The following is a 14,711-nucleotide window of genomic DNA, read 5'->3' as shown; positions in this document are numbered from 1 at the left end:
TCTCAGGTGAATAACAGCAGACGCTGTTATTGCCTTACAGGAACCTGTTCCGTGTACTCGCGCAGCACGCCGCCGCCTTCGACGGAGCCGCTGACTTGGCCGTCCTTGACGCGCTCCACGCAGGAGCGGCGGTCGCCTTCGTTCTTGAAGACATCGCAGCGGGCCACGGCATTGCGCTGGAAGTTGTCGCCCGACTGGACGCCGCCTCGGCGCGATTGCTCCTGGACGGCGGCGGCCTCGTGCTGGGCAGGGTCGCGGCGGTCATAGCCGCGCTTGGCGGGCCCCTTGTGCTCGGCGTGCTTCTTGTGGTGGTGATGGGGCTTGGCCTTTTCCGCGGCGGGGGGCGGAGGCGGCGTGCCATCAGGCCCGGGGCCGGGCTGGGCGGTGGCCAGGCCGGCCATGCCCAGGACGGCAGCGCCAATACACAGCTGCAGGGGACGGATCCATGGATTCTTCATAGCTTCACTCCATTCCTCGTGAAAAAGTCAAGGCTCAAGCATGCGTGTTTTCCAGCTCCCCATTTATCGGTACAGCACGGCTGCGCATGCAGGCTATGGCCTACAGCTTGCCGTGCCCCCTGCAAGCAGCCCCTGACCTGGGTCAAGCCTGGTGCGCAAACCAGCGCTGCACGCCTTCGGCCATGCGCGCGAAGACGCTGTCCAGCGTGGGCACCTCGGCGCCCCACAGGGCGCGAAGCACCTCGGCGTTCTCGAACAGGCCGTGCCAGTAGCAGCCGGCGATGCGGCCATCGGGGCTGTGCCACAGCAGGCCCGGCACGGGCTCGGCCACGGCACTGCCAGCGGCCACCATGTCGGGGCGCACGCTGGTCTGGCCATGGTGGATTTCATAGACCCGGGCCTGCACGCCGGACAGCGCCGCCAAAGCCCCTGGCAGCGGCGGCAGCTGCACGCTGGCGGGCAGCACGGTCTTGTCGGGCGCGAACAGGGTCGTCAGCGGCAGCAGGCCCAGGCCGGCTGCGTTGCCGTCCACGCCGTGCAGGTCGATCAGCGCCTCGCCCAGCATTTGCAGGCCGCCGCAGATGCCCAGCACCTGCCGGCCTGCCGCCGCATGGGCGGCGACGGCAGCATCCAGGCCCTGGGACCGCATCCAGGCCAGATCGGCAGCCGTGGCCTTGGAGCCCGGCAGGATGATCCAGTCGGCGCCTGCCAGTTGGGCCGGCGTGCGCGCCCAGACCACGCGCAGGCCCGGCACCTGCAGCAGGGGCTGGAATTCGTCGAGGTTGCTGATGCGCGGGTAGGCGACGATGGCGATGGTGGTGTGCACGGCGCGCCCCACGCCTCCTCCAGAGCCACGGTCGTCAAAGACGCCATCCTCCTCCGGCAGGCCATGCTGGAACTGCATGGGGATGGTGGCCACGGTAGGCACGCCGGTGCGCTCCTGCAGCATCTGCGGGGCGGGCGCCAGCAGGCTGGCGTCGCCCCGGAATTTGTTGAGCACGAAGCCGCGGATCAGCGCCTGTTCTTCCGGAGGCAGCAGGGCCCAGGTGCCGTAGAGGTGGGCGAAGGCGCCGCCGCGGTCGATGTCGGATACCAGCAGGCAATGCGCGCCGCAGTGGCGCGCCACGCGCATGTTGACGACGTCGCTGGCATGCAGGTTGATCTCGGCCGGCGAGCCTGCGCCCTCGATGACGACCACGTCGTTGTCGGCACGCAGGCTGTCCAGCGCCTCGGCGATCTGCGGCCACACGCGGGCGCTGCGGCCGCGCCAGGGCAAGGCCGAGAGTTCCTCGCTGACCCGGCCCAGCAGCACGACCTGGCTGCGCATGTCGGCCTCGGGCTTGAGCAGCAGCGGGTTCATGCGCACATCGGGCGCGCAGCCTGCGGCCAGGGCCTGCAGGTACTGGGCCGTGCCGATCTCGCCCCAGGCACCGCCCGGCGCGCAGACCACGCGCGCGTTGTTGCTCATGTTCTGCGCCTTGAAGGGCGCCACCTTGTAGCCCTGGGCGCGGTACCAGGCGCACAGCGCGGTGGCCACCCAGCTCTTGCCGGCACCGCTGCTGGTGCCCAGCACCATCACGCACAGCGCGGGGCGCTGGCCGGGCTCGGGCAAGGGCAGGTTCACGGCGGCGGGTTCACTCGATTGCATGGTGTTTCTCCATTGGCTGCCAGGCAGCCAGCAAGGCGTTCTGGGATGCAGGCGCCAGCACGCCCATGCGCACGCAGCCGGGCAGGCCAAAGCTGTCGCAGTCGCGCAGCTTGATGCCCTGCGCGCGCAGTTGGGCCAGACGCGTCTGCATGGCGTCGCGCTGCCGTGCCTGCGGCCAGCGCGCCACAAAGTAATTGGCCTGCGAGCCGGGCAGCACCTGCCAGCCCAGGCGCTGCACCAAATCGAGCTGCTGTGCCTTCCAATCGCGCAGCCGTTGCAGGCTTTGCGCCAGCCATTGCCGGGTGGCCGGTGCGGTCCAGGCCGTGAGCATGGCCTCGCCATGGGCGCCCACGGGCCAGGAGGGTGACAGGGCACGCAAGGCCTTGATCTCGTCGTGCGGCACGGCTTCGGGCGCAATGGCGTAGGCCGCGCGCACGCCGGTCATGCCAAGGGCCTTGTTGGGAGTCCACATCTGCCAGGCATCGCGCACCGGGGAGGGCACGGCGGGTTCCATGCCCGGCTCCAGTCTGAGGGGCGCATAGGCGCAGTCGATCACGCGCCAGGTGCCGGGCGTTGCGGGCTCGCTCCACAGGGGCCAGACATCTTCGGGCTGGCCCAGCGGGCTCGATGGCGCGCAGGCCCAGTGCAGGCCGGGGCCGGCCTCGGTGATGCCGTCGCGCGCGGCCAGGGGCAGGCGCCAGACCTGGGCCGCGTGGGCGTAGTCGCCATAGTGGTGTGCCGGCAGGCTGGCGACGGCCGCGCCCTCTCGCACCGCATGCATGGTGATTCGGTGGATGAAGTCGCTGGCACTGGCCGCGATGACGATGCGCTCGGCCTGCACGCCATGAAGGTCCGCCAGCCGTGCGCGCAACGCCGTGTAGTGCGGGTCCGGGTACTGGGCTGCATGTGCCTGGGACAGCGCATCCAGCGCCTGCGGGCAAGGTCCGCAGGCATTGCGGTTGGTGGAGAAATCGTGCGCGGGCACGCCCAGCGCATCCGTGCCCCCGTGGGTGACTGGGATCGGTTTCATGGTGTCTTTCCTGCCATCGCCCATGCAATGACCAGGGCGGCGGCCAGCCCTGCAGCCACCAGCATGGCGACCACGCGGCCCGCATGCGCCACGGCCTGCTGCAGCTCGGCCGCCTGCGGCACGCGGCCTGCGGGGTTGAGCACGTAGACGCCGGGCTTGCCCAGGCGCACACCCAGCAGCCTTGCCATGGCGCCCATGGGCCAGCCGCCGTTGGGCGACGGAGTGATGCGCGCGTCCTGGCGCAGCGCACCCCAGCCCGGACGTCGGCCAGCGGCCAGGCCGGACAAGGCCAGCAGCAAGGCGGTCAGGCGCGCCGGTATCCAGTTGAGCAGGTCATCGGCACGCGCCGTCCATTTGCCGGCCCATTGCCAGTGGCGCCGGTCATCGCCATGCCCGCGCCAGCCCGGATAGCCCCACATGGCATCGGCCGTGTTGGCAAAGCGGTAGAGGGCTGCGCCTGGCAGGCCGGCCACGGCAAACCAGAACAGCGGCGCCAGCACGGAGTCGCTGAGGTTCTCGGCCAGGGTTTCGATGGCGCTTTCGCGCACCTGGCCTGCGTCCAGCTGCGCCGTGTCCCGGCTGACCAGCCAAGTCAGGCGCTCGCGGCCTGCAGGCAGGGATTGCTGCAGTGCGGCTTCCACGGCCAGCACCTCGTCGCGCAGCATGCGCCAGGACAGCAAGGGCTTGAGCAGCACCCCCAGCACCAGCGCCCCCAGCCACCAGGGCATGGGCGGCAGCAGCCACTGGATGAACGCGTAGATGGCGAAGAACAGCAGCGCCAGCAGGCACCAGGCGACTGCGCCCAGCGCAAAGCGTGGCCAGTCGCGCACATGTTCTTCGCGTGGGGCAATTCTTCGCCCAACCGCAGCCAGCAGCCGGCCCATGGCGACCACGGGGTGCATCCACACGGGGGGCTCGCCCCAGAGCCGGTCGACCAGCAGGGCCACGGGAACGGCCAGCGCGGCGGCCAGGGCGTGGCGGGCCCAGGGGTCGGGCACAGGCTGCGACAGCGCCTGCCAGCTCCACCACAGCGGACTGAACGCGGCGCCCGACAGTTGCCAGAAATGGCTGTCGTTCATGCCTGCGGCGGCGCCCCGGCGGCGCGCTGGCCCCACAGGTCGTCGTAGAGCATGTCCTGCAGCGGCGCACGGCTGGCCCATTTCTGCTGCTGCAGCATGGGCTCGGCGTAATAGGCGGACACGGGGCCCAGGCACAGCACGGCCAGCGGCCGGCTGCCCACGGGCATTTGCAGCAGCGCGGCCAGCACCTCGGGATCGAACAGCGAGACCCAGCCCAGCCCCAGCCCCTCGGCACGCGCGGCCAGCCACAGGTTCTGGATGGCACAGGCGGCCGAGGCCACATCCATCTCGGGCAGGGTGCGGCGGCCGAAGACATGGGCATCGCGCCCGGGCGGCATGGCCACGACCAGCACCTCGGCCGCATCCAGCACACCCTGGACCTTGAGCTGCATGAAGTCTTCCTCGCGCTCGCCCAGCGCACGCGCGGTCTGCAGGCGCTCCTGCTCGACCACGGCGTGTATGCCCTGGCGCAACTGCGCATCGCGCACGCGGATGAAGCGCCAGGGCTGCATGAAGCCGACGCTGGGCGCATGGTGGGCCGCGCGCAGCAGGCGCAGCAGCACCTCGGGCGCGACCTCGCCTCCGCAGAAATGGCGCATGTCGCGCCGCTCATGGATCGCGCGGTAGACGGCTGCCCGCTCGGCCTCGGCAAAGGGTTGGGCGGGAATGGTCTCTGGCGCCCGGGAATGCGTTTCGCTGCTCATGCCGCCATTGTCCGCCGCAGGCCGGGCCTGCAGGCGGCATCAGTCCTCAATACCACGCTGGGCGGGAATGCCGGCCTGGAAGGCGTGCTTGACCAGTTCCATGCGCGTGACCGTATCGGCCACGGCAATGATTTCCTCGGGGCAGCGCCGGCCCGTGAGCATGACGTGCACATGGCGCGGGCGGTCGGCCAGGGCCTGCAGCACGGGCCCCAGCGGCAGCCAGCCGTAGATCAGCGGATAGGTGATTTCGTCGAGCACGACCAGGAAGTGATCGCCCGAGAGAATGGCCGTGCGGGCGCGCTCCCAGCCTTCGCGTGCGATCTGGGCAGAGCGTTCATGGTCCTGGCTCTTCCAGCTGAAGCCGTCGCCCAGTCCCTCGATGGGCATGCCCAGCTGCTCGAACATGCGGTGCTCGCCAAAGCGCGCCGTGGGCACCTTCATGAACTGGAAGATCTTGACGGACTTGCCCCGGCCATGCGCGCGCAGGGCCAGGCCGAAGGCCGCCGTGCTCTTGCCCTTGCCGTCGCCGGTGTTCACCAGCACCAGGCCACGGCGTTCGCCTTCGGGCTTTTCATAGGGCTTTTCCGTCGGGGCCTGTTCAATCTGCATGGGTCTGTCGTCCTCAAAAGTTGCACACGCTGCGGCGGGCATGCGCCGCAGCGGAGCGCCACTTTAACCGAGGCGCACGCCCAGCCGGCGCTGCAGGGCACGCACGGCGCTGTCCACCGTGGTGAGCACGGGCAGGCCCGTGGCGGCCTCGCAGGCGGCGCGGGCACGCGCCATGCTGAACTGGGCCAGCGCAATGCGCGTGCAGCCACGCGCAGCCAGGGCCCTGGCCTGCTCGACCACCAGGCGGTCATGCGTGGCGGTGTCGCCGCGGTTGAGCGCGTCCATGGCGCCATCGGCCAGGGCAGGCACCAATTCGATGCTGGCCGGGAACTCCGGCGGCATGGACTGCAGCGTGGGCGCGAAGCTGGAGATCAAACCCAAGGCCCCCTGCTGGCCCTGCACGGCCGCCTCGATCATGGCCTCGTTGGGCTTGAGCACGGGCAGCGGCGCGTGGCGCGCGGCCACGGCCTCGATGCAGGGGCCAAATGCCGAGCAGGTGAACAAGATCCCCTGCGCGCCCGTGTCCACGGCGTACTGCGCCAGGCGCTGGAAGCGCTCGTGCATGGCGGCGTCCAGCCCGCGCCCGTTGCGCGCAAGGTCGGCCGAGAGGCTGTCGTCCAGCAGGTTCATGCGTACCGCCTCGGGCCAGTCGCGCGCAAAGGCTTCGTTGATGGGAGCGACGGAATGGCTGAGGGCGTGGATGAGGGCGATGCGGGTCATGGATTGGGGGAATCTGAAATGAAAAGGAATTATTGGGGCGCCAGCCGGGTGAACTGGGAGCGCGACAGCAGGCGCTTGAAATCGGCATCGAAGCTGACCACATGCTCGCCCTGGTGGATGGCGGCAGCGGCCAGCCAAGCGTCCGGTACGTCATTGGCGGCAAGCGCCTTGTCGGCGCACAGTTGCCTTAACGCCGGCCATTCGGCACCCAGCACGGCCTGCTCGACGCCGGGCGATGCCAGCAATGCGTCAACGAAGCGCAAAGCCTCGACCATGGGAGTCGGGTTGACGAAGATCTTCGGATGCGTGACCAGGCGCAGAAAGTTCGCCACCACCATGGGCTGCAATTTCAGCAGCACGCCCTGGCTGGCATCGGCCATGGCCTGCTCCAGCCAGTCGCGGGCCACCGAATGATGGGGGTGGTCGCTGCGCGATGCCGCAACCAGCAGGTTGACATCGGGCGTCATGGTTGATCCTGCTGACCGGCGGCATCCAGCAGCGCGCGGTTGCTCAGTGCGTCCAGCCCCGGTGCCAGTCCGCCCTTGCCGTGGTAGACGGGAAGGCGCACGCGCCGGGCAGGCGCCTGGGCCTTGCGCAAGCGCAATTGCAGGCCCTCCTCGATCAGGCGCGTCAGGCTGGTGTGCTGCTGTGCCGCATAGGTCTTTGCTTCGGTCAGCAATGCATCGTTGAGGTCAAGCGTGGTCTTCATGACGGCCCCCAGAGCAGGAATTTCGTACAGATTTCTCGCACAGATCCTTTGCAAAGATCTTTCGTACAGATTTCTGTATGTTAGAAAAATTCCGCTGACAGGACAATCAGGCCGGCCTGCGCCCTTCAGATGCCCTTGGACGAAGGATGGGCGAAGGCATCATGCCCCTCACCACGCGGTCCACGATGGCCTTGGCCTCGTCCCCGATACGCCTTCAGCGATTCAGGTGTTCCCTGCAGCCTTTCGCGCCGATGACGATGCCGGTCAGAGATTCTTCGGCGTGTGTCATGGGCTCTGCACCCAGAGTGCCAATCTGCAGGATGACGTTGCGCCGCATTCCAGAGCCGGTATTCATGCCTCCGCCATGAAGCACCTTCGGGTGGATCGCCACGATCTGGCCTGGGTCACACTGCACGGTGACGGTGTCGGCCGGATCGGGAGTGGGCCAGGTGCCACTCACCTTTTGCTGCTGCGCCTCCTGGTCGGAGATGCGATGAGTGCCCGCATCAAAGCAGGTGGCACCGCTCTCCACCGACATGCCATCCAGGCAGATCATCAGACGAACAAAGCTGGAACCCCTGGTGCAGAAATACCCATTGGGATAATCGCGGTGCCAGGAGATTGACCGTCCGAATCCGGGATTCTTGATGGTCACGTTCATGAAATGGACCACTGCCTCGTCCACGCCAAGAAGCGTCGTTGCCGCCGAGACAAGCGCGGCATCGTGAAGTGTCTCTGCGAAGACTTCATCAAAGCGGGCGGGATCTCCAACAATGAAGATCGAGTTTCCGGTAAGGGCACCATCCAAGCCGGCGCGCTTGCTGGCCAGCAGATCTTTCTCGTACACCAACAGCTCGTCCAGCGCCGGATCCAGTGTCCTGGCCTGCGCATGGCGCTGGATGGCTTCAACAGATGCCACCAAGCTGTCGAGAAGGCCCTTCTCCATGGGTCTTGGCCAGATGACAAATCCCTGCTGTTCAAACATCCCCAGTGCATCGGCAAGCATCGAAAAATTCCTCCACCCTCTTTTTCCGTGAAGCGCCATTTCACCCTGTTGGGGAAGAAAAAGAGATGTATCGCAGTCTGAAAATCAGCATGCCAAGGCCGAAGCCGCCATTTGCGCCACAGCCATCGCAGCGCCAGGATCATCACCGTCTTCCATGCTCCAGACGGCAGACAGTCCCGACCAGGCCAGCACCCATCGCAACAGGCGCCTTTGCTCTATGCCCGAGACTTCGGCAATGGTGGCCATGCGGTGCGCAAAGCGCCCCGGTACCAGTGCGATGGCGGGGTCGGGATTGCTCAGGATGTTGGCGTAGTCAAAGCCGCGCTCGCCATGCAGGCCCTTGGGGTCGATGGCCAGCCAGCCCAGGGGGCCGAAGTCCAGCACATTGCCGTGGTGAAGGTCACCATGCAGCACGGTCACGTCGCGCGGTGCGGCCAGCAGCTCGCGCGCCGTGGCGGCGCACAGGCCGAGCAGGCTGGCGGTTCCATGGCCTTGTGCAAGCAATGCATGGAACCACTGCGTCAGCGGCACCAGGGGTGGCAAAGCCTTGGCGCGCGGCAGGTGCAGGCGCTTGGCAGCGGTGCACAGGATGCGCGTGGCCTCCTCATCGCGCACGCCACGGGCCATGTCCACCAGCGATTCGGGTCCTGTGGCGCGCAGCATCAGCAGGGCCGGCCCTTCATGGGCCAGCACAGGCGCGGCACCATCGCCATTCCACCAGGCCATCAGGCGGGCGCCGGCCACCTCTTCGGGCTCCAGCGCAATCTTGAGCATGGCGGGCGTGCCGCCCTGGCGCACGGGCAGCAGCACGCCGCGCGGCGTGGACAGGGGCTGGCCATCGATGGTCAGAGCCCAGCGGCTCAGATACGGCGCATGGAGAGACATTTTTTCCGACAGGCAATCAGGGAGCTGCGGCTTGCCCCCGCAGCCGTGGCAGGGCCAGCCACTGCCCGTCGATGGCGCGGATGCGCAGCCGGTGCTCGAACACGGCCTCCAGCGCCGCATGCGTGGCCGCGTCGGCGCAGGCCCCCTGGTGCACCACTTGCCCCTTGTCGAGAATGACCAGGTCCTGGGCCTGCAAGGCCATCGATATCTCATGCAGCACGCTGACCACGGTGCGGCCCTGGGCGACCAGGGCCTGCACGCATTCGAGCCAGTCGGCCTGGTGCGGCGGGTCGAGGTTGGCCAGGGGTTCGTCCATCAGCAGCACACGGGCCTGCACGGCCAGGGCGCGCGCCAGCAGCACGCGCTGGCGCTCCCCGCCCGAGAGACTGCCCACGCTGCGCATGCGCCAGTCCCAGCCCTGGGTCTGGCACAGCGCCTGCTCCACGGCGGCATGGTCTGCCTGGCTGGGCGCAGCCAGCCAGCCCTGGTGCGGCAGGCGGCCCAGCATGACCACGTCATGGACCCGCATGTCGCCGGCCACGGGCTGGTTCTGCCCCAGCCAGGCCAGCGAGCAGGCCCGTTCGCGCGCACTCCATTGCCGCAGCGGGCGGCCCAGGAGCTCCACCTCGCCTTGCACGCCAGCGCCGCACTCCATGCCTGCCAGGGCGCGCAGCAGCGTGGATTTGCCTGCGCCATTGGGGCCGACGATGGCGGTCCAGCGGCCGGCGGGCAGGGCCAGGCTCAGGCCGCCCAGGACCTGTCGATCGCCCAGGCGAACCTTCAGGGCGCGCGCTTGCAGGGCGGGGGCCGTCATGCGCCCTCCCCGCCGCGCAGGGCGTGGCGGCGGTGCATGAGCCACAGCAGGTAGCTGCCGCCCAGCAAGGCCGTGAGCGCGCCCACGGGCAGCTCCTGCGGGGCGATGAGCCAGCGCGCCAGCAGGTCGGCGGCCAGCAGCAGCACGGCGCCCATGCCCGCGCTGAGCACCAGCAGCCAGCGGTGCATGGACCGCACCATGGAGCGCACCAGATGCGGCGCGGCCAGGCCGACGAAGGCGATGAGCCCGGTCTGCGCCACGGCCGTGCCCGTGGCCAGCGCCAGCAGCAAGATAAGCACCATGCGCAGCGGCGCCAGCGGCAGGCCCAGGCTGTGGGCCGTGGCCTCGCCCAGGGACAGGCCGTCGAGCACGCGGCCCAGGCACCAGGCGCCCAGGGCGGTGGCCAGCAGCACGGCCAGCATCAGCGCGCAGGCGCCCCAGCCGATGAAGGAGGTGCTGCCCAGCATGAAGGCCTGCATGGCCTGCATGATGTCCGGGTTCATCAACAGCACCAGGGACGCGGCTGCGCCCAGCACCACCCCCACCACCACCCCGGCCAGCAGCAGGCGCATGGTGTTGTGCACGCCCTGGGCCAGCACCAGGGTCAGCAGCACGGCCAGGGCCGCGCCCGCAAAGGCCGCACCCGTGACACCCAGGCGTGCCAGGCCCGCCAGTGCAAAGGGCGAGGCGCCCAGCGCCGCCATGCTCAGCGCCACGCCCAGCGAGGCGCCCGAGGCGCTGCCCAGCAGATAGGGATCGGCCAGCGGGTTGCGGAACACGCCCTGGGCAATGGCCCCGGCCAGCCCCAGCAGGCCGCCGGCCAGCCAGGCGCCCGCCGTGCGCGGCAGCCGGATCTCGGTGACGATCTGCCAGGACAGCGGATCGCTGCGCGCGGCCCACACGCTTTCCCAGCCCGTGCTGCCCACGCCCGCACCCAGCAGCATGAGCAGGGCACTCACGGCCAGCAGGGCCAGCGCCATCCAAGGCGCCGCCAAGCCGCTGTGGTGCCTGCGGGCCTGCCTCACCGTGCGGCCCCGTTCAGGCAGCGCGCCATCAGCGCAGCGCCCTCGGCCATGCGCGGGCCGGCGCGCACCAGCACGTCCAGCTCGGCCGGTTCAAAGCGGCAGACGCGCCCGGCCTGCATGGCGCGCATGCGGCCCCAGCCCGGATAGGGCTCGCCCGAAGTGCCCAGGCTGCGGTCGCCGCCCAGGATGAAGTCCGGGTCGGCGCGCACCACGAATTCAGGGTTGATGCGCGGGAACGGCCCCAGTTGCGCGCCCACGATGTTGCGCATGCCCAGGCGCGCCAGGGTCTCGCCGATGAACGAGGACTCGCCTGCGGCAAAGGGGCCACGGTTGACCTCGAAATACACGGTCTGCCCGCGCAGCGCGGGGGCCATGCTGCGCTCCACCTCCTGCATGCGCGCCTCGATGGCGGCCCAGACCCGGTCGACACCCTGCTCGGGCGGCAGGTCCAGCAACTGGCCCACGGTGCGCAGCACGGCCTGCGCATCGGCATGGGTGCGCGGCTCCAGCGCCACCACCTTGAGGCCCAATGCCTGCAGCCGCGCCACCGAGCGCGAGGCCATGGACACCAGCACCAGATCGGGCTTGAGCGCGACGATGGCCTCGATGTTGGGATCGATTCCGCCGCCCATCACGGGCAGGGTCTTCACATGGGCCGGCCAGTTCGAATAGCGGTCCACGCCGACCAGGCGCTGGCAGCCGCCCAGCGCGCACACGCTTTCGGTCAGCGAGGGCAGCAGGCTGACGATGCGCTGCGGCGGCTGTGGCAGCTCCACCGGAACGCCCCGCCCGTCCGTGACCCGGATGGCAGCCTGCGCCGCAGACAGCGCCAGTGCCAACGCCAGGCCCCACAGGGCGGGACGCCATGGCCTCACGGCTGCGGGCCCTTGAGCGCCAGCGGCAGGCCGGCGCACATCAGCGTGACGGTTTCGCAGCTTTGCGCCGCACGCTGGTTGAGCACACCCAGCGCATCCACAAAGGCCCTCACCTGCGATCCCAGCGGGATCACGCCCAGGCCGATCTCGTTGCCGACCAGGATCACCGGACCGGGCGCGCCCTGCAAGGCGTCAAGAAAGGCCGCGCATTGGCCCGACCATCCACGCGCCAGTTCCTCGGAAGGCTGGGCCGGCATCATCCAGTTGGTCAGCCACAGCGTCAGGCAGTCCACCACCAGCAGGCGCTGCGGCGTGCTGTGCCGCGCAAGCATGGCGGCCAGGTCCAGCGGCTCCTCAAGCGTGGCCATGCCGGGCACGCGCTCGGCGCGGTCGCGCCGGTGGCGGGCGATGCGCTCGCGCATTTCGTCGTCCCAGGGCTGGCCGGTGGCGATCAGCGCGGCCTCGCGGTCCAGGGCGCCATCGAGCCAGGCGCGGGCCAGCAATTCGGCACGGCGCGACTTGCCGCTTTTCTGGCCGCCCACAATGAGCTGGCTGCGGGGAAGCGAAACGGTGGAGATGGGCTCGGTCATCACGCGGTCCCCGGATGAATGTCGGCGCCCAGCAGCGCGGCCACGGCACGCGGCTGCGAGGCAAACCAGGCATGGAAATAGCTGGCATGCACGCTGCCGTGGCGGTACAGCGCCTCGCCCCGGTCGGGATGGGCGTCCTGTCCCGGACGGCTGCTGCGCCCGGCCTCGGTCATGGAAGTCTCCAGCCGGCTGTAGTGAAAGGTGTGGCCGCGCAGCAGGCCCCAGGGCGTGGGCAGCTGCAGCATGCCCAGTCCCGCCAGGCGCGGCTGCATGCAGGCATGGCCGGGCAACAGGCCCCAGAGGTCCGTGGTCCGGCCCGCGGTGTCGGTCAGTCGCTCGCACAGCGCCAGCATACCGCCGCACTCAGCCCAGACCGGGCGGCCGGCAGCCACGTGGCCGGCGATGTCGCCGCGCAGCGCGGCATGGGCGGCCAGAGCATCCAGGTGCAGCTCGGGATAGCCGCCGGGCAGCCACAGCGCATCGCAATCCGGCAGGCGCTCGCCGGCCAGCGGCGAGAAAAACGCCAGCCGCGCGCCCATGGCACGCAGGCAGTCGAGGTTGGCCGCATAGATGAAGCTGAAGGCCGCGTCGCGCGCCACGGCCACGGTGCGGCCCGCCAGCCAGGGCTGCACCTGCTCGGCGCGTTCGGCAGGCAGCTCAAAATCCACGGACCAGTCCTGCCAGCTGGCGCCCTGCCCCGGCCCGGCCTGCCAGGGCAACTGGCCCAGCGGCGTAGCCTGCAGCGCATCGGCGGCCACGTCCAGGCGTACCAGCGCATCGTCCAGTTCATGTGCGGCGACCAGGCCCAGGTGTCTTTCGGGCAGCAGCGAGGCGGCGCCTTTGCCCTGCACGCGCGCCAGCGCGCCCAGCCACAGCGAGGGATCGCGCAGGCCGGCACGCAGCAGATCGGCATGGTGGGCGCTGCCCACGCGGTTGGCCAGCAGGCCGGCCCAGCGCAGGCCCGGCCGATAGTGCTGCAGGCCATGGGCCAGCGCGCCAAAGGTGCCGGCCATGCCCGAGGCGTCGATGACGGCCAGTACCGCCAGGCCCAGCCGCTCGGCCACATCGGCCGCGCAGGGCGTGCCGTCGAACAGCCCCATGACGCCTTCCACCAGGATGAGATCGGCCTCGCAGGCGGCTGCGTGCAGGCGTGCACGCATGTCGGACTCGCCCGTCATCCACAGGTCTACGCTGTGCACGGGCGCGCCGCTGGCCAGTTCATGCCAGTGCGGATCCAGGAAGTCGGGGCCGCACTTGAACACGCGCACGCGCCGGCCCTGGCGCGCATGCAGCCGCGCCAGCGCAGCCGTCAGCGTGGTCTTGCCCTGGCCCGAAGCCGTGGAAGTGATCAGCAGCGCCGGGCAGCGTGCCCCGCCCTGGCCAAGGTCAATGTTCATGTGTTCGCTCCGCGCGGCGCATTGTAGTGCGCGCCCGCACTGCGGCCGCAACCAATGCTTACGCAATACATCCCGCCGAAGCAGACGAGTCCTACAGATGGCGCTACGATTTTGTGAGACAGTCTGGCGCTCGCTCTCCAATACCCGAGCAAGGCGCTGACGTCAAGCCGTGTACGCCTGCCTGTTACCAGGTTTCCTCGGATACTTCCACGGAATGTGCTCACTTCGTTCGCACGTCCTACAATCTCAGCGTCTATGACCTCCCAGACTTCCCTCGACCACATTGCAGAGCGCGTGGAGCGCCTGCTGGTTCGCCACGAGGAACTGCAACGCACCAATGCGCTGCTCGCCGAGCAGGTGGCGGCCCTGACCCAGGAGCGTGATTCGCTGCGCTCGCGGCTCAACGCCGCCCGGGCCCGCGTCGATGCCCTGATCGAGCGCCTGCCCTCCAACCAGGGGGCCTGACCCCTTCGCAACCGCCGACGCCCCGAACGCCCATGAAGCAGATCGAAGTGCAAATCCTGCAGCAAAGCTATGTGCTGACCTGCCCCGATGGCCAGGAAGAGCGTCTGCTCGAAGCCGTGCGCCGTGTGGACACGGCCATGACCCGCATCCGCGACAGCGGCAAGGTCCGCTCCCGCGAGCGCGTGGCCGTGCTGTCCGCGCTGAACATGGCCTTCGACGTGCTGGACCGCGAAGCCCAGGAAAGCGCCATGGCCACGGCCCAGGCCGAGATGCAGTCCCTGCATGACGAGGCCGCTTCCCAGCACAACGCCCCATCCCAGCCGCCCGAGCCCAGCCCCGAGGAGCTGGCCGAGCGTGCGCGCCAGCAGGCCCTTGCCGAGCAACTGGTGCTGCGCCTGGACCAGGCCCTGGAGGGCGATGCACGGCTGATCTGAGCCTGGGCCGCCGCTGCCTTTCCTTGCCCCGCACGACAGCCTCTTCGGAGGCTGTTTTCATTGCATCGCCCATGTCAATGAAAAGCCCATGCCGTTCAAAGAACTTGATCGCGGGCCTGATCAACGGCCTTAGAATGGAGGCGTCTGCAAACCCGCCGGGCTTTATAGTTCCTTGGACCAATGCTCTATGAGCCCGGGCTTGGTACATTGCCATTCGAGCGTGATCGTCTCGCGTCAGATGAACCCAACGTCTGGCTACGCGG

The 14,711-nt window shown here is 69.2% G+C and carries 18 protein-coding genes; 2 read left to right on the top strand and 16 right to left on the bottom strand.

What is annotated here, in order from left to right; all coding sequences use genetic code 11:
- Positions 1-26 precede the first annotated feature (26 nt).
- From L995_RS15190 to L995_RS15115, 16 genes are all read right to left on the bottom strand, one after another.
- Positions 27-458, bottom strand: a complete 432-nt coding sequence (locus L995_RS15190) for a hypothetical protein (protein ID WP_016445226.1) — start codon at positions 456-458, stop codon at positions 27-29.
- A gap of 142 nt (positions 459-600) precedes the next feature.
- A complete protein-coding gene (locus tag L995_RS15185) occupies positions 601-2,106 on the bottom strand; it encodes a cobyric acid synthase (RefSeq protein ID WP_047472491.1) in 1,506 nt (501 codons plus the stop codon).
- Positions 2,093-3,136, bottom strand: coding sequence for an aminotransferase class I/II-fold pyridoxal phosphate-dependent enzyme (locus tag L995_RS15180; protein ID WP_047472490.1), 1,044 nt, complete (start codon positions 3,134-3,136; stop codon positions 2,093-2,095). The genes L995_RS15185 and L995_RS15180 overlap by 14 nt, the downstream gene beginning before the upstream one ends.
- On the bottom strand, positions 3,133-4,215 hold the full coding sequence (gene cbiB, locus L995_RS15175) for an adenosylcobinamide-phosphate synthase CbiB (RefSeq protein WP_047472492.1): 1,083 nt from the start codon (positions 4,213-4,215) through the stop codon (positions 3,133-3,135). Before cbiB ends, L995_RS15180 begins: the two co-directional genes overlap by 4 nt.
- Positions 4,212-4,919 carry a 5,6-dimethylbenzimidazole synthase gene (gene bluB / locus L995_RS15170; protein ID WP_047472489.1) on the bottom strand — a complete coding sequence of 236 codons (708 nt, stop codon included), beginning with the start codon at positions 4,917-4,919 and terminating at the stop codon, positions 4,212-4,214. The genes cbiB and bluB overlap by 4 nt, the downstream gene beginning before the upstream one ends.
- A gap of 39 nt (positions 4,920-4,958) precedes the next feature.
- Entirely contained in the window at positions 4,959-5,528 is a 570-nt protein-coding gene (gene cobO / locus L995_RS15165; RefSeq protein WP_047472488.1) for a cob(I)yrinic acid a,c-diamide adenosyltransferase, read from the bottom strand.
- A gap of 63 nt (positions 5,529-5,591) precedes the next feature.
- A complete protein-coding gene (locus L995_RS15160) occupies positions 5,592-6,248 on the bottom strand; it encodes an aspartate/glutamate racemase family protein (RefSeq protein ID WP_017406302.1) in 657 nt (218 codons plus the stop codon).
- 29 nt (positions 6,249-6,277) lie between these two features.
- On the bottom strand, positions 6,278-6,715 hold the full coding sequence (locus L995_RS15155) for a TA system VapC family ribonuclease toxin (protein WP_047472487.1): 438 nt from the start codon (positions 6,713-6,715) through the stop codon (positions 6,278-6,280).
- Positions 6,712-6,957: a DUF6364 family protein gene (locus L995_RS15150; protein WP_016453068.1), complete on the bottom strand. Its 246-nt coding sequence runs from the start codon at positions 6,955-6,957 to the stop codon at positions 6,712-6,714. Before L995_RS15150 ends, L995_RS15155 begins: the two co-directional genes overlap by 4 nt.
- Positions 6,958-7,171: 214 nt before the next feature.
- Positions 7,172-7,963, bottom strand: coding sequence for a phytanoyl-CoA dioxygenase family protein (locus tag L995_RS15145; RefSeq protein WP_047472486.1), 792 nt, complete (start codon positions 7,961-7,963; stop codon positions 7,172-7,174).
- An 84-nt stretch (positions 7,964-8,047) separates the two neighbouring features.
- A complete protein-coding gene (locus L995_RS15140) occupies positions 8,048-8,848 on the bottom strand; it encodes an aminoglycoside phosphotransferase family protein (protein WP_047472485.1) in 801 nt (266 codons plus the stop codon).
- 16 nt (positions 8,849-8,864) lie between these two features.
- On the bottom strand, positions 8,865-9,662 hold the full coding sequence (locus tag L995_RS15135; RefSeq protein ID WP_047472484.1) for an ABC transporter ATP-binding protein: 798 nt from the start codon (positions 9,660-9,662) through the stop codon (positions 8,865-8,867).
- On the bottom strand, positions 9,659-10,642 hold the full coding sequence (locus L995_RS15130) for a FecCD family ABC transporter permease (RefSeq protein ID WP_047217633.1): 984 nt from the start codon (positions 10,640-10,642) through the stop codon (positions 9,659-9,661). The genes L995_RS15135 and L995_RS15130 overlap by 4 nt, the downstream gene beginning before the upstream one ends.
- Before the next feature lie 41 nt (positions 10,643-10,683).
- Positions 10,684-11,562: an ABC transporter substrate-binding protein gene (locus L995_RS15125; protein WP_052195808.1), complete on the bottom strand. Its 879-nt coding sequence runs from the start codon at positions 11,560-11,562 to the stop codon at positions 10,684-10,686.
- A complete protein-coding gene (locus L995_RS15120; RefSeq protein WP_047472482.1) occupies positions 11,559-12,152 on the bottom strand; it encodes a bifunctional adenosylcobinamide kinase/adenosylcobinamide-phosphate guanylyltransferase in 594 nt (197 codons plus the stop codon). The genes L995_RS15125 and L995_RS15120 overlap by 4 nt, the downstream gene beginning before the upstream one ends.
- The gene (locus tag L995_RS15115; RefSeq protein ID WP_047472481.1) at positions 12,152-13,549 is read right to left on the bottom strand and encodes a cobyrinate a,c-diamide synthase; all 1,398 of its coding nucleotides are present in this window, start codon (positions 13,547-13,549) and stop codon (positions 12,152-12,154) included. Before L995_RS15115 ends, L995_RS15120 begins: the two co-directional genes overlap by 1 nt.
- A 255-nt stretch (positions 13,550-13,804) precedes the next feature.
- On the opposite strand from L995_RS15115, the gene L995_RS15110 reads away from it, so the two are divergent.
- Together L995_RS15110 and L995_RS15105 are read left to right on the top strand one after the other, a co-directional pair.
- Positions 13,805-14,014 carry a hypothetical protein gene (locus L995_RS15110; RefSeq protein WP_012204637.1) on the top strand — a complete coding sequence of 70 codons (210 nt, stop codon included), beginning with the start codon at positions 13,805-13,807 and terminating at the stop codon, positions 14,012-14,014.
- A gap of 32 nt (positions 14,015-14,046) precedes the next feature.
- The gene (locus tag L995_RS15105) at positions 14,047-14,448 is read left to right on the top strand and encodes a cell division protein ZapA (RefSeq protein WP_016445211.1); all 402 of its coding nucleotides are present in this window, start codon (positions 14,047-14,049) and stop codon (positions 14,446-14,448) included.
- Positions 14,449-14,711 lie beyond the last annotated feature (263 nt).

Origin of the sequence: Delftia sp. ZNC0008, from assembly GCF_000799035.1 — a bacterium.
Taxonomy (GTDB): domain Bacteria; phylum Pseudomonadota; class Gammaproteobacteria; order Burkholderiales; family Burkholderiaceae_C; genus Comamonas; species Comamonas tsuruhatensis.
Note: the sequence above shows the minus strand (reverse complement) of the source record. Positions and strands in the feature narration are given on the sequence as shown.

Coding starts and splice junctions, on each gene's coding strand:
- L995_RS15160 (WP_017406302.1), bottom strand. CDS start 6,248: ATGACCCGCATCGCCCTCATCCACGCCCTCAGCCATTCCGTCGCTCCC.
- L995_RS15140 (WP_047472485.1), bottom strand. CDS start 8,848: ATGTCTCTCCATGCGCCGTATCTGAGCCGCTGGGCTCTGACCATCGAT.
- cobO (WP_047472488.1), bottom strand. CDS start 5,528: ATGCAGATTGAACAGGCCCCGACGGAAAAGCCCTATGAAAAGCCCGAA.
- bluB (WP_047472489.1), bottom strand. CDS start 4,919: ATGAGCAGCGAAACGCATTCCCGGGCGCCAGAGACCATTCCCGCCCAA.
- L995_RS15180 (WP_047472490.1), bottom strand. CDS start 3,136: ATGAAACCGATCCCAGTCACCCACGGGGGCACGGATGCGCTGGGCGTG.
- L995_RS15130 (WP_047217633.1), bottom strand. CDS start 10,642: ATGGCGCTGGCCCTGCTGGCCGTGAGTGCCCTGCTCATGCTGCTGGGT.
- L995_RS15115 (WP_047472481.1), bottom strand. CDS start 13,549: ATGAACATTGACCTTGGCCAGGGCGGGGCACGCTGCCCGGCGCTGCTG.
- L995_RS15185 (WP_047472491.1), bottom strand. CDS start 2,106: ATGCAATCGAGTGAACCCGCCGCCGTGAACCTGCCCTTGCCCGAGCCC.
- L995_RS15135 (WP_047472484.1), bottom strand. CDS start 9,662: ATGACGGCCCCCGCCCTGCAAGCGCGCGCCCTGAAGGTTCGCCTGGGC.
- cbiB (WP_047472492.1), bottom strand. CDS start 4,215: ATGAACGACAGCCATTTCTGGCAACTGTCGGGCGCCGCGTTCAGTCCG.
- L995_RS15110 (WP_012204637.1), top strand. CDS start 13,805: ATGACCTCCCAGACTTCCCTCGACCACATTGCAGAGCGCGTGGAGCGC.
- L995_RS15155 (WP_047472487.1), bottom strand. CDS start 6,715: ATGACGCCCGATGTCAACCTGCTGGTTGCGGCATCGCGCAGCGACCAC.
- L995_RS15150 (WP_016453068.1), bottom strand. CDS start 6,957: ATGAAGACCACGCTTGACCTCAACGATGCATTGCTGACCGAAGCAAAG.
- L995_RS15120 (WP_047472482.1), bottom strand. CDS start 12,152: ATGACCGAGCCCATCTCCACCGTTTCGCTTCCCCGCAGCCAGCTCATT.
- L995_RS15105 (WP_016445211.1), top strand. CDS start 14,047: ATGAAGCAGATCGAAGTGCAAATCCTGCAGCAAAGCTATGTGCTGACC.
- L995_RS15145 (WP_047472486.1), bottom strand. CDS start 7,963: ATGCTTGCCGATGCACTGGGGATGTTTGAACAGCAGGGATTTGTCATC.
- L995_RS15190 (WP_016445226.1), bottom strand. CDS start 458: ATGAAGAATCCATGGATCCGTCCCCTGCAGCTGTGTATTGGCGCTGCC.